This is a genomic window from Desulfovibrio cuneatus DSM 11391 (assembly GCF_000430005.1).
Taxonomy (GTDB): Bacteria; Desulfobacterota; Desulfovibrionia; order Desulfovibrionales; family Desulfovibrionaceae; genus Frigididesulfovibrio; species Frigididesulfovibrio cuneatus.
On the sequence record NZ_AUCY01000026.1, the window covers coordinates 16,041 to 29,036 of the forward strand.

Here is a 12,996-nt window from a genome sequence, read left to right on the forward strand (position 1 = left end):
TCGGCGGCAAAGCCACCTGCGCCCCGCCTTGTCGCTTCACAGCTCGCTAACGCTCGCGACTGCCGTCGGCTTTAGGGTCGGGGGGTAGGGCCAAAGAGCCCAGCCCGCCCTTGCAAAAACGCTTCGCGCCTTGCCAAACGAAAAAACTTCGTGTTTCCACCCAAGCGGAGCGGATGAATGAAGAAAAAAGAGGAATGGTGTGGCGCTAGCGCCGCAAAAATCTACACAACACCACCTCTTACACACGCAATGGCAGCGGCACGCCGCACAAAACAAACCTCTTGGTGCCTGATGAAAAAGGCGCTATACTTACCATTCACGCCAAAGGCGCATCTTCGCGCCTGGCAAAGAGCAAATAAAACCGCCAACACGTCTGCTTGTTTCCCTGCACCTCAGGGCCAGGCCGCTGGCAAGGCGGTTTCCTTATTGACACCCTATGCGTATAATTGCTGGAATGTATAAAGGCCGTGCCTTAAAAAGCACCACAGGGCCAGGGTTTCGCCCTGCCATGGGTGCTGTTCGTGAAGCGTTGTTTTCCATGCTGGAATCACGCGATATTGTGTGGGAAGAAACCCGTATTCTTGACCTGTTTGCTGGCAGTGGCAGCCTGGGGTTTGAAGCCTTAAGCCGCGGGGCTGCCCATGTATGCTTTGTGGATGCTGCCGCTTATGCTGCCAAAGTTATTACCGCCAATGCGGAAACCTTTGGGGTCAGCCCGGAGCGTTATAATGTGGTGCAAAGCCAAACAGGCAAAATGCTGGGCAAGCGGGCCCCTGCCCCCTATGACCTTGTGTTCATAGACCCCCCTTACAAGGACACAGTGCTGGCCTACACTGTGAAAAAGTTACTTGCCAATGGCTGGGTAAAGCCGGGTGCGCTGGTAAATGCGGAAATTGAAGCCCGCCAGCGTATTGCACCGGAAGCCGTTCACCCGGAACTTGTGTTGCATGCAGACCGTTCATACGGGCAAACAAGGGTGCTGATATGGGAAGTGAGCCGACCGTAGCAATTTACCCCGGCACGTTTGACCCGCTTACCAGCGGGCACGTGAGCCTTATTCGCCGGGCATGCGAAATTTTTGACCACGTGGTGGTGGCTGTTGCCAACGACACCCCTAAAAGCCCGTTGTTTACCATTGAAGAACGGGTGAACATGGCGGCAGAGGTGTTTACGGGCAACACGCAGGTTACGGTGGAACCGTTTTCCGGCCTGCTGGTAGACTATGTAGACCGCAAGGGCGCGCGCGTTATTGTGCGCGGGCTGCGGGCTGTTTCCGACTTTGAGTATGAATTCCAGCTTGCCCTGATGAACCGCAAGCTGAAACGCCACGTGCAAACCGTGTTCCTGATGACCGATTACCAGTGGCTGTACATTAGTTCCACCATTGTAAAAGCCGCCGCAAAACTGGGGGGGGATATACGCGAACTTGTGCCAGACCCGGTGTACCGCCGGTTGCGCCAAAAGTTTGGGTACCCTTACCCGTTACACACCTCGTGTGAATCCTGATTTCCATGATGACACAATCTGCTCCTTCATCCTCTTCTGCCCTGCTTGTGCCGTGTCTTCTTGGCCCTACAGGTGCCGGTAAAACATCCCTTGCCCTGGAACTTGCCCGGCGCTGGCCTGTGAGCATTATCAATGCAGACTCACGGCAAGTGTACCACGATTTCCCCATTATCACTGCCCAGCCCACAGCGGAAGAACAGGCCGCCTGCCCGCATTTTTTGTATGGTTTTCTGGAAAGCCAGGGGAAAATCAGTGCAGGTGCTTATGCCCGCATGGCCCGTGAACGCATTCTGGAAGAAGCCGCTAAAGGCCGCCTGCCTGTACTGGTGGGGGGGACTGGCCTGTATATTCAAACCCTGTTTGACGGCATTGCCCCCATCCCCCCTGTTTCCCCAGCCATTGCTGCCCACTGGCAAGTACGCTGCAAGGAAGAAGGCAGCCATGCCCTGCACGCGGAACTGGCCACGGTAGACCCGGACTACGCCGCCAAAATTCACCCCAACGACAGGCAACGCATCACTCGCGGGCTGGAAGTGTGGCAGGCCACAGGCAAACCACTTAGCTGGTGGCACAGCCAGCATGTGCGCCCCACAGACTTTACCCCGGTGAAAATTGGCCTGACCTTGCCCCTGGCAGAGCTGGAACCCATTCTGGAAAAGCGCATTACCCTGATGCTGGAAGCCGGGGCGCTGGACGAAGCCAAAAACGCCCTTACGCTGTGCGACGACCCCGAAGCTCCAGGGTGGTCGGGCATTGGCTGCCGGGAACTGTACGACCACATTATCGGGCACACCACCCTGGAAGAATGCCGCGCCCTGTGGCTGAAAAACACACGGGCCTATGCCAAACGGCAAATGACCTGGTTCCGCCGGGAAGAAGATGTGCGCTGGTTTGCCCCAGGCCAAGTGGAAGCCGCAGTGATGTACGCTGCCAATTGCCTTGCGGCAGCGGAAAAGGGGAATGGGTAGGCACGCTGATTTTTTCCGTTTGGCCACGTTACTCGCTTTATTTGGGGAAGGTGTTTCCCAAGAGTAATCAATACTCCCTATTGCACAATGGTCTCAATTCGGGGCGGGAACATGCTGCACTGCAAAGCACTTTCGGCGGACGCACGGCTTTTGGAGGCCCTGCACCAAAGGCAGGCCACAGGAGTGGTGTTAAGCGTGTTTACGCGGGCTATGAACGTGCTGTGGACACATGACGGCGTTACAGCACCCGACGCCCTGGTGGCTCTTGTGGGTGCGCAGGGCGAACTTGGCCCCAATGTGGTACAGGTGGATGCAAGCAGTTTTGAGCAATGGCCTGTGGCCCCGCAGGCTGCGGTGCAGTATATACCCCATTGCCTGCATGTGGGCCGCGGTGCCCAGGCTGTAGTTGTGGACATGGCCCACGCGCAGCCCTGGCAACAGCCCGTTCTTGTGTATCCTCAAAACTCCCAAACGTTACAGAGAAATCTTACAGAGGTGTTGTGGCCCGCTTTGGAGGCCACCAAGCCGGAAGGTGAAATTTCTGCCATACAGGTGCATACTCAGCAGCGTTTAAGGCAGGGTATACAAGGGTTGGCGCAAAGCCTTGTGCAAGGGGATGAAGCGGCGGCCTTGACCAGTGCCAAGGGGCTTTTGGGTTTGGGCATGGGGCTGACACCAGCCGGGGACGACATGCTGCTGGGGCTCTTCGCCGTGTGCACCGTGTGCAATTGCCCGCTTTCGCGTTGGCAGCCTTTTTTTGCGCAGGTGGCGCACCTTTCGCGCAGTGCCACCAATGTTATCAGCAGTGCCGGGGTGGAACATGCTGCCCATGGCAGAATGCGGGCCAGCCTTGCCGCCCTGGTGCATGCCCTTATGCATGGCTCACAAGAAGAGTGCCGCCAGTGCCTGGAGCTTGTGCTGGACATTGGGTCTTCCTCTGGCAGGGACATGGCCGTGGGCATGGCTTATGGGTGTGCGGTGTGCCTTGGGGGGTGGGGTGGGCCAGAGCCTTGTTGAGGGAACAAACGACATTTTTTAGCATTGCTCTTTGCAAGATTTTTCTGACAACAAAAAACGCACCGTATTGCTACGGTGCGTTTTTTGTTGTTGCTTATTTTTTGTACCTTACTTCCCCGCTGCCTTGTACAGTTCCGGGTTCAGGCTGGGGTCGTTGTACATTTTGCACTGGTGGTACACCATGGGGGTTTTGCGCCCTTCCCGGTATTCTTCCAGCAGGCCCAGCACAGCACGTTCCAGGGCGGCGCGTTGCTGCACAAGGGTTTCCAGCTTTTTGGTGCAGTTGGCCTTGTGTTCTGGCCCCACATCGGTGCGCAGAGTTTGTTCTTCCATGTGGTATACCTTCAGGGCCAGAATGGACAAGCGGTCCACTGCCATACCCAGGGTTTCCGTATTCAGGCCGGGGTTATGGGTGCGGGGCAGGGCCGGGGTCATCAGGGTGGTCAGGCAGGTGTCCACCTTTTCCATCAGGTCGTTGCGGCGCTGGTTCAGGCCGTCAATGGTGCGTTTGCACTTGGCAATAACGGTGTCGTCCACGTCGGTGCGGCGGGCGGTGTCTTCCACATGCCACAGGCGAAAGTTGTACTGGTGCTGCGCCAGAATAAGCTGGGGCAGGTTTGCCAGGGTGGCTTCTTCCGTAAAGGGCACGTCTGCTGCTTCTGCCTTATGCCACTGGGCAGTGGCGGTGGCCTGCTGGGTAAAGCAGGCGGGCAGGGCGTGGCAAAGGGCAAAAAATATGTCAGTACTCATGTGTCTGTCCTTGTAAGAGTGGCATCGTAGTATTTGCCAACACCGTATTCGTTACGCCGGAAGAACCGTTCCGGCGAAGGGCCAATAATTTGCAGTTCCGGGTGTTTGCGCTGCACTTCCAGGGCAATGTGCATTTCTTTGGTGCAGCCTGTGGAAAAGGTGGCGTCTTTGCCGGACCAAACCGAAGGCACCTTGCGCCCCAGCAGGGCAAAGCTGGCTTCAATGTCGGGCACGGTTTGAAAGCGCCATACATCTAAAAGGCCACTGCGTTGCACATTTTCCCACATATACATCAGGTCGTCGCCGTCCATGCCTTCCACAAAGTGTTCGGCAGGGTTGATAATAAATGTGCCTTCCATGCGGCTTCGCAGGCTTTCCACAAAGGTGTTTACCAGGGTAATGGCAACGTCGGTTTGCCCAGGAATGGAGCCAATAACAGCGCTGTAGAACATAACTGTTTTCCCCTGTGCGCGCGCTGCACGCATGGCATCGGTTATTTCCTTGGCCTTGGCAAGCAGGTTTTTTTCGGAAAACTTGTGGGCCCATTCTGCCCTGGGCTTGGCCTGCACCGCAAAGGTGCCGTCCTGGTTGCGCCAAAAGGCCAGAATATCTCTGGTAAACAAGTGGCTAGATTCCATTAAAATTTCTTTGTTGCGGCGGCCCTTGGCCAGAATCAGGTCGCATTCTTTCCAGGCCCTGGCAAAGGCCACGCTGGTACGGTACAGGTTCAGTTGTTCTGATGTTCCATCGGAAATAATCAGAAAACGGTGTTCACGCAGCAATTGCAGCAGTTCGTTTTTGCTCACGGTGTTGTGGTCCAGCACGTGGGCTGCCCCCAGTGCTTTTTTGATCACCGGGTCGTCTTCCAAGTCCCACAAGGTAAGGGCCTTGAAGTAGAAAAATTCCTTGAGAGCCAACACCACTTCATGCCCCTGGCGCAGCAAGGTGCGTATCAGGGCAAGGTCAAACATAATGCCCCCAGCCACATCGGGAATAAACAGAATGCGCTTGCGTTCCTCGCTGCCCTGGCTGAGTAAGGTGCGCACACAGGCTATATTCTGCGCTGCTTGGGCTACTTCCTGTTCCAGCACAGTGCTGGGCACGGTGCTTGTCCACAGGGTGTCCAGGGTGGAAAGGCGCATCAGGCGTGTGGTTTCCGCCATGTCCAGTTCCTGGCGCATGCCGGAAAGGCTGAGGCTGGTGGGGTTTTCCATGGCGGGAAACGCGTTGACTGCCTGCTGGAATTCAGACGACTGCAACACTTGCTCTGCCTTGGCATTGGCCAGGCGTTTTTTGGCGGCAAAGGGGTCTAAGATGCCGCATTTGGTCAGCACCACCTTCACCAGGCGCTTTACCAGGCGTGAAGGCAGCAGCATGCGGGCGTTAAGGTATTGCCGGAAGCGGTAACGGCACAGGCTGAGCACCCTGCGTTTTTCCTGTTTGCTTAAATCGTGCCGATAAATAAGGCGCACAATGAAGAGCCATGATTTTTTATAGGCATCCACAAGGCCGGTTTGTTCGGCACGGGTATACATTTGGGTAAACAGGGCGTCGCTGCACGGCAAATACACCTGCCCTTCCTGTAAGGCTACCATAAAGCGAAGCTGCGCCGCAGAAGCCACAATGGATGGGTTGGTGAGGTATTCAATATTATTTTCAGTGAGGAAATGGTACACCCACGCTTCAAGCTGCGGGTCTTCCCCCATGGTAATGTCTGCTACACTGGTAACTGCCGGTAACCGTGCCATAAAGGCTCCTTATAAGAGTATTGCGCACTGAAGTTTATTAACTATTATTTAGGGAGGGGCGCACGGATTTACTGGCGTTTCTCTATTACCCCCGCACAAATCCGGCGGAGGCTAACCGCTCAAAATAGCCTGAATAGCCAAAGTGGGCCAGGTGCATGCGCCCGGGTATGCCGCGCACGCACAAGGTGTCGCCGGGGTGCAGTTCATGCACTTCTTGTCCATCCAGGGTTAAAAACACTTCCACCCCGGTAGCCTGCACGGTGATGCACAGGGAATTGTGGGCGCTAAGCACCAGGGGCGGAAACCCGCATAAAAAAGGACAAATGGCAGTGGCTACATACGCATTCAGCCCGGTGGCAAGCAGTGGCCCCCCGGCGGAACTTGCATAGCCAGTGGAACCCGTGGGGGTGGAAGCCACCAGCCCGTCGGAACGCAGGTTCACCATGTGGCATCCGTCCACTTCAAGGCTAAGGGGCACAAGGCGGGCCAGTTTGCCACGGGTAAGTACCACGTCGTTCACCACTTCCCCGCGCAAGGCAGTGCTGTTGCCCCGCTGCACTTCATAATGCAGGGTCATGCGCTGTTCTGTGGTAGTGGCACCTGCCATGGCCTCTTCCAGGCCTGCCAGCCATGTGGCAGGGGAAAGTTCTGCCAAAAAGCCCACCTTGCCAAAATTGACCCCGGCCACAGGTATGCCCCTGCCAAGAAGCCGCCGCAGCACGGAAACAATGGTGCCGTCGCCCCCAAACACAAGGGCCATGCCAGCATCTGGCACCGGGGCACCGGCAAGGAGGTCGGCATGGGAAAGGGCCGTTACCTCAACGCCACGCTCTGCAAGCCAGGCAAAGGCCTGCCTGCCAGCTTCTTCAGCGGCGGTATTTTCCCGTTTGGTAATAAGAACGAAGGAGGAAACAGGAGCGTGCTGCATGGCTACCCCGGCTACTTTAATTCAAGCACAGGGGCAGAAGTTTTGGGGGCAACACCCGGTTTTTCCGGGGTAGTGCCCAAGGTGCCAATGTCCAGGGAGGCAAAAGAACCGCCCATGGGGGGCTGCTGCGCCGCCGGGGGGGTGTACGGGGTGAACAGTTCTGTCACGTCCTGGGGAAAGTCGTCCGGCTTTGGTGGCGCGGCCTGTTCCATTGCACCCTCTGCCGCAAGGCGCATCAGGTAGTGAATGTCCATAAGCTGGCGGTCTACGTCTGCCAGGGTGGCTTGCTGTTGCTTGAACAGTTCTTTCATCAGGGTTGTTTGCTGGGAAAGAGCCCGTAAAATGAAAAGAAACATGACAAATATGCCCACAAAGCCCAGCAGCACCATGAACATAAGCGAAACTGTGGCGTTTTCAAACATGAGGTATTCCTTGCAAAAGGGGCAGCCTGATAGCTGCCAAAAGATGTTGGCAACGGCGCAAACGCACGTAGTTGTATTTAAAAATAGGGCAATGGGCAGGCTTTTGTAAAAGCGCGTGGAGCCAGTATGTGTGTTTTTTAGAGACTAGGTAGAATAACACACAACATGTAGCGACACAATAATACCCATACGCTTTGTCCCGGGTGGTAGTGTACTGGTTGCCTTGCATGTTCCCCATAAAAAATGCCGCCTGGCAAGCAGGCGGCACTGAACCCTGTAGTACCCTGGAGGTTACTTTACAGCAATGGCTTCAATTTCTACCAAAGCGTCTTTGGGCAGGCGGGCTACTTGCACGCAGCTACGAGCAGGGTAGGGTGCGGCAAAGAAAGACTGGTATACTTCGTTAATGGCAGCAAAGTGGGCCAGGTCTTGCACGAATACCGTTACTTTGATCACTTTTTCCATGGAAGAACCAGCAGCTTCCAGCACGGCCTTTACGTTGGTAAGGGACACTTTGGCCTGTTCGGCTGGGTCTGCGGGCATTTCGCCAGTAGCCGCCACAATGGGGAGCTGGCCAGAAGTAAATACCATGGAACCGCTGGTAATACCTTGGGAATATGGGCCAATGGCGGCGGGGGCCTTTTCAGTGTTAATCTGTGTTTTAGGCATGGTTTTCTCCCGTTTTCCTGAAATGTTACAGGCAGTGCACTGCTGTGCAGCGCAGGCTGCCCTTTTCTGGGGAAGAGTTGATTAATTGGTACTAATCAACTCCAAGCCCAAACAAGCGGAAATCCACTTGCTTGGGAAAGTCGCATAATCCAGTTATTGTAGCGAAGAAGAGAATTCTCCGTATTGCCGGATTATGGTCTTATGACTGCGTAAAAAGACCTGAGAAAACACATCATCAGTGTTTCCTTAGCTATTCACGGTAACATTACCTTATTCACGGGGTCAAGGGTATGGTAAACGTGTTTTTGCGTCTTTGTATGGAGTTTAAGGTTTATTCTTTTTGCATATGCTGGTATAGTTTTGGGACTGGAGTGAAAACGCCAGAGCAAGGGTTGCACCCGTTTCTGTTTTGCCTCCGTTTTTTTCAAGGCAGGTAGGAACAGTAACGAAATGTATGTGTTGCGGGTGCTTCTCCTTTACAAACCCTACACGGTAAGGAGAATTTATTATGAAAAAATTGACAGCCGTCTTCATGTTTATGTTTGTGGCCTTTTTGGGCAGCCATGCCATGGCAGCCACGGGTGAGGAACTGTACAAGTCTTGCGCTGGGTGCCACGGGGCTGATGGCAGCAAACCCACAGGCGGGTCAACTGCACTGCGTGGGCAAAGCGCTGATGAATTGCTACGCAAAATGAATGGCTACCTGGATGGCTCCTTCGGTGGTGAAAAAAAGAATGTGATGATGAACATTCTGAAAAAACACACCCCTGAAGATTTGAAAATGCTTGCCGACCACATTAGCAAGCTGTAGTTCTGAGCATAGGAGAATACGACTCCCCGGTGGCATTATGGCTGCCGGGGAGCTTTTTTTGAGCCGCTCACAGGGGGGTATCCAAGAGGTGGACTGCGGCCAAGGAAAATGGCACTACCCGTGAATGAGGAACGCGTTGCAAATTATGCGGAATCTTCCAGGGCGCGGCCCGGCATGAAAGACAATACACTGCCGAACCAACGCGCACAAAGGATATACGTAAACAATGGGGAACGTACTGCCTTTTCGCTGATTTATTTTTCTTATTTTCTTGCCAAAACATATTGACCTTCTCGGCTGCATCATGTAAATACCCTTTTCGCAGCAACGAGCTGCCATGCGTCCCCATCGTCTAGCTGGCCCAGGACAACGCCCTTTCACGGCGTCGACAGGGGTTCAAATCCCCTTGGGGACGCCAAGTGATTCCAAGAGGTTATGTAAATTTCCTCAAAACATATTCTCCGGGGTTAGTGCCTGGGGTTAGTTTCTCGGAAAAAGGCTCTTGAAGTACTACTTCAGGAGCCTTTTCTTTTGCCTAGAGAATTCCATGTGGAACCTGTGTTTTGATTGAGGGCTTTCCCTTTTCCACCGGCACGGCGGCTCTTAGCGCCGTTTTTTTGGTACAGGTATTTTGGGGGTTTGTAGGCATTTTTCTGCAAAAAGGTAAAACCTACATGGTGTGTGCTAATCTGGGTAGTTTCGTTAATTGGCGCGTCTTACGCGCACATTTTCGCTACTACTAGCCGGAGGAGAGGGAAAAGGCAGCACCTTGGCCGGGGCTCGGCCTGCCAGCGAATCTAGTGCTTCCTCTACTTCTTTGAAAGCACCTAGGCTGTGTAAGTAACGGTCAGTTGTGCTTTGTTTTTCATGTCGTAAACTGTGCTGGATACTAAACAGGCTGTGTCCTTCCTGGGCCAGAATGGTCGCTGCCAAATGCCGGATCGCATGAAAGCCGAAGCGCTTAACACCAGCTCTGGCGCAAAGCCGCTTCATTACATGTGCTGCCGATTTGTAAGGCTGCCCGCAAAAGGGCTCTACCGAACAGGTAAACACATGATTACTGTCACCTTGTCTGTTTTCCCAAAGCCAAAGCATAATCGTTTGCAACTCGGTATTCATGGGCATTTTATCCCGCTTCACAGTTCCTGTTCTGCTTTTGCATGTACTTAAAGTTACTATTTTGCGGGCAATATCCACTTCTTCCCAAGTTAGGCGTAGCAGTTCGCTTTTTCTGGCCGCCAGATTCAGGTAGCAGGATAACAAAGCCTGCTCCCGCACAGGAGCTACTGCGTACACCTTCCAGAAGTCTGCTTCTGGCGGAATATACCTTGGTGTTCTTAATTCCGGGTAACGCTGGCAGCTCAAAAAGGGATCGGGCATATCAACGGGGAACCCGTCAAGATATGCAGCCCCCCAGCGCCAGGCTGTGGTCAATACTTTGCGGGCTTTGTTGGAGCTGTTTGGCCCACGCTGGTCTTTTTGATGTGCCAGATACAGCCGGGCTTCACGCCGGCCAAAGTGTTCTATTAACATATTAGGAAACAGGTCTTTTGTCGCACTAAGATAATGGACAAAAAACTTGAATCCTGTCCGTTTTGTTTTGAAGGTGCTTGCTGCGTTACGCCGTTCACACTCTTCAAGGTAGGCATGAGCCCATTCAAGAATGGTCAGTTTTTGGCAAGAGTCCGTAAGGGTCGGCATCTGCCGTTTGGCTGCTTCCGCCAGGTCTTTTTTGGTCTGTTCTTCCCAGGCAATGGCTGCTCTTTGCTCGGCTTTTGTTGAGCCGAACCACTTCACCGCCACCATCTTCCCGTCTTTCCAAACCTGTCCTTTCCATCGTTTGGGGCCATCTTTCTTCTTTGAAATGAATGTCGCCATGTGACATACTCGCTATGTGATTTTCAAAGAACCGAATGGCGCGCCCAATCCGGACGCCCCCGAACGTTGTATAGTAACGGCGCACAGTGCGGACGTCAATGCGAAATATTCTTGCAACCTCTTCAGATGTAAGTATATTTCCTATGGGTGAATGTTGGTTCTTCGGTTCCATGGCATATATATAACAACAAATCATATTCACTGGAGACTGAGGGAGTTGCTCGATGAAACGAGAAGAAGAACTCGAATATTTGTTGAAAGATGCGTGTGACCGTGTTGAGCGCAGTACCGTATGGGGAGCGGCTGAGGCGCTGGGTGACCTGCTTGCATCGGAGATGGACATTCCCCGCGATACCGCAAAGATTTCCTGGTTAGATCTGCACCGTATTGTCTTAGCCGCCGCACGAGAGCGGAGCTGGCCTTCTGCAGGCTATCATCTTGTGAACCTGTTACGCCTGCGCAAAGAACGGGAAGCATACTTGACTATTATTTTAAATGATGCGGAACTTCACCTATACCAAAAAATTGAGAATCGCAGTCCACGAGAACTTGGGCCGTTCATTGCAAATAATTATACATGTGAACTAGCTGGTGCAAACCTGCCCAAGTTTTTACTCAAGCAACAAACATGGAGCAGCCTGCTTAATTTTGTGCGTGGTTTTCAACCAACAGGCATAAGCGATGCAAACACATTGTATTCTGTACTTCTGACCACACAAAGTCTGCAAAAATGGAAGCCGCGTAATGTCACTTCACTTTTTTGTCGTTGTTCCCTCTGCTGGCGTCCTGTTCCTGCACGCTTCATGGGTAAGAAAGAACGCATCCTTTGCCAGTTCCATACATATCTTCCATGCGAAACTATGCCTGCACATAAAAAAGCATATGAGCGGGCTTTGAAAATTGACAAGGCAGGCTCTGTTGGGAAAAAGGTCAAACCTGTGGCCGATGCATTGTATGCTCTCACTCAGGTTAGCGCGGACTGCCGTGAATCTCTGGCGAACTGGATTGGCATATGGGACAGCGATCCTTGCGCCGCTCAATCCTCCTTACCCTGCGAAGTAGCATGGCCAAATGCAGAACAGCTCTCCTCACTTTTGCCAGCTATTGCAGAGGTCATGCCCATTATAGCAAATACGGCCTCAATCATTGAGAGCCTTGCTCCTGTGCATCCCCGTGCCAATACAGATGAACGAAATGGCATGTTGGCTCTTCATGCAATGTGGTGTAAAAACTTCTTTCTCTTTGTCCCAGAGCTTGCCCGTGCAGAATCATGGTTGAGGCAGTGTAAATTCGTTCACGGAAAAATGTATTTCCCTGGGTAATCTTGCGTAGGGGCAACTCCGCCAGTCTCCTCTTTGCTCTCAAACGTTATAAAAGCGATCTCATAACCGAGGTCGCTTTTTTTGTTGCAACTGTATTTGCGAGACAAAACGCCGAAGGCGAAACCCCGAAGGGCGCAACTTATGCAAACTGCGTTTGCGTTGCGCCAAAGGGGCAAGCCCCTTTGGAAACCCCCAAGCGGGCAAAAGACAGTTTGTGCCTACGGCGCAGGAGTTAAGGGAATGGACTTTTACCATGCACATTTTGATGTTGGGAGTCGCTCTAACGGGCAAAACGCCATAGCGATGGCGGCCTATGCTGGTGGCATCAGGCTGCAAAAACTCGATGGAACCATGGCCGACTACACAATGAAAAAGGATGTGCGGGCCAGTAAAATTGTTTTGCCACAAAGTTGCAAGAAAACGATTACGCCCCCAACTCAGTGGGTGTGGGAACAGGCGGAGTTGGCAGAAAAACGCAAAAATTCCACAGTGGCACGCAAGGGTGATTTGGCTTTGCCAAAGGGACTCAGCCTTCAAGAATATTTTGCTATAGGCAAAGCGTATTCGCAGGACATTGCCGACCGCTACAACGTTATTGTGTATGTCAATTTTCACGGCTTGGCCGGACATAATCCGCATATAGATCTGATGTGGACAACCCGTGAATATGATGGCGAAAAACTTACTGTCAAAACACGCATTCTCGACGACCAAACTTCTGGACCTATGGAAATTATTTGGTTGCGTGAATAATGGGCAGCAAGAGTCAATGAGAAGTTGGAGCGCTATGGCAGGCGCATCGACCACCGCAGTTATAAGGATCAGGGCAGTGAAAAAATAGCCCAGAAGCATGTAGGCAGAAAGGCCACAGCTCTGGAGCGTCAAGGCATTGAAACAGATGTAGGAATCCACAACCGTAAGGTGCGAGAGCACAACTGGCTGGTTAATGAAAAAGTAACACTCAACTCTGAAATTGC

The 12,996-nt window shown here is 53.0% G+C and carries 13 protein-coding genes, 1 tRNA gene and 1 pseudogene; 9 read left to right on the plus strand and 6 right to left on the minus strand.

What is annotated here, in order from left to right; all coding sequences use genetic code 11:
* Positions 1-177 precede the first annotated feature (177 nt).
* The 5 genes from G497_RS20105 to G497_RS19125 all read left to right on the plus strand — a co-directional run bounded on the left by G497_RS20105 (position 178) and on the right by G497_RS19125 (position 3,491).
* Positions 178-462, plus strand: a complete 285-nt coding sequence (locus tag G497_RS20105; RefSeq protein ID WP_156907992.1) for a hypothetical protein — start codon at positions 178-180, stop codon at positions 460-462.
* On the plus strand, positions 437-1,006 hold the full coding sequence (gene rsmD / locus G497_RS0107860) for a 16S rRNA (guanine(966)-N(2))-methyltransferase RsmD (protein WP_027187737.1): 570 nt from the start codon (positions 437-439) through the stop codon (positions 1,004-1,006). The genes G497_RS20105 and rsmD overlap by 26 nt, the downstream gene beginning before the upstream one ends.
* Positions 985-1,506 (plus strand): pantetheine-phosphate adenylyltransferase, encoded by a 522-nt coding sequence (gene coaD / locus G497_RS0107865; protein WP_027187738.1) that lies wholly within the window; start codon positions 985-987, stop codon positions 1,504-1,506. Before rsmD ends, coaD begins: the two co-directional genes overlap by 22 nt.
* A gap of 5 nt (positions 1,507-1,511) precedes the next feature.
* Positions 1,512-2,474 (plus strand): tRNA (adenosine(37)-N6)-dimethylallyltransferase MiaA, encoded by a 963-nt coding sequence (miaA, locus tag G497_RS0107870; protein ID WP_051257959.1) that lies wholly within the window; start codon positions 1,512-1,514, stop codon positions 2,472-2,474.
* Between the two features lie 111 nt (positions 2,475-2,585).
* Positions 2,586-3,491, plus strand: a complete 906-nt coding sequence (locus tag G497_RS19125; RefSeq protein ID WP_051257960.1) for an oxamate carbamoyltransferase subunit AllH family protein — start codon at positions 2,586-2,588, stop codon at positions 3,489-3,491.
* Between the two features lie 108 nt (positions 3,492-3,599).
* Here G497_RS19125 and G497_RS0107880 read toward each other — a convergent pair whose 3' ends face one another.
* The 5 genes from G497_RS0107880 to G497_RS0107900 all read right to left on the minus strand — a co-directional run bounded on the left by G497_RS0107880 (position 3,600) and on the right by G497_RS0107900 (position 8,008).
* On the minus strand, positions 3,600-4,241 hold the full coding sequence (locus G497_RS0107880; protein WP_027187740.1) for a DUF4254 domain-containing protein: 642 nt from the start codon (positions 4,239-4,241) through the stop codon (positions 3,600-3,602).
* Positions 4,238-5,989 carry an ARMT1-like domain-containing protein gene (locus G497_RS0107885; RefSeq protein ID WP_027187741.1) on the minus strand — a complete coding sequence of 584 codons (1,752 nt, stop codon included), beginning with the start codon at positions 5,987-5,989 and terminating at the stop codon, positions 4,238-4,240. Before G497_RS0107885 ends, G497_RS0107880 begins: the two co-directional genes overlap by 4 nt.
* Positions 5,990-6,074: 85 nt before the next feature.
* Entirely contained in the window at positions 6,075-6,917 is an 843-nt protein-coding gene (locus G497_RS0107890) for an NAD(+)/NADH kinase (RefSeq protein ID WP_027187742.1), read from the minus strand.
* Between the two features lie 11 nt (positions 6,918-6,928).
* Positions 6,929-7,339, minus strand: a complete 411-nt coding sequence (locus tag G497_RS0107895) for a hypothetical protein (RefSeq protein ID WP_027187743.1) — start codon at positions 7,337-7,339, stop codon at positions 6,929-6,931.
* Between the two features lie 291 nt (positions 7,340-7,630).
* A complete protein-coding gene (locus tag G497_RS0107900) occupies positions 7,631-8,008 on the minus strand; it encodes a RidA family protein (protein ID WP_027187744.1) in 378 nt (125 codons plus the stop codon).
* Positions 8,009-8,516: 508 nt separating this feature from the next.
* Here G497_RS0107900 and G497_RS0107905 point away from each other — a divergent pair.
* Together G497_RS0107905 and G497_RS0107915 are read left to right on the plus strand one after the other, a co-directional pair.
* The gene (locus tag G497_RS0107905; RefSeq protein WP_027187745.1) at positions 8,517-8,819 is read left to right on the plus strand and encodes a c-type cytochrome; all 303 of its coding nucleotides are present in this window, start codon (positions 8,517-8,519) and stop codon (positions 8,817-8,819) included.
* Between the two features lie 341 nt (positions 8,820-9,160).
* A tRNA-Glu gene (locus G497_RS0107915) sits at positions 9,161-9,237 on the plus strand.
* Positions 9,238-9,521: 284 nt separating this feature from the next.
* Here G497_RS0107915 and G497_RS0107920 read toward each other — a convergent pair.
* Positions 9,522-10,697 (minus strand): tyrosine-type recombinase/integrase, encoded by a 1,176-nt coding sequence (locus tag G497_RS0107920; protein ID WP_084516118.1) that lies wholly within the window; start codon positions 10,695-10,697, stop codon positions 9,522-9,524.
* A gap of 224 nt (positions 10,698-10,921) precedes the next feature.
* Here G497_RS0107920 and G497_RS0107925 point away from each other — a divergent pair, with 224 nt between their 5' ends.
* The gene (locus G497_RS0107925) at positions 10,922-12,019 is read left to right on the plus strand and encodes a hypothetical protein (protein WP_027187748.1); all 1,098 of its coding nucleotides are present in this window, start codon (positions 10,922-10,924) and stop codon (positions 12,017-12,019) included.
* Positions 12,020-12,322: 303 nt separating this feature from the next.
* Positions 12,323-12,889, plus strand: a pseudogene (locus G497_RS0107930) (MobA/MobL family protein); the annotation flags it as partial.
* Positions 12,890-12,996 lie beyond the last annotated feature (107 nt).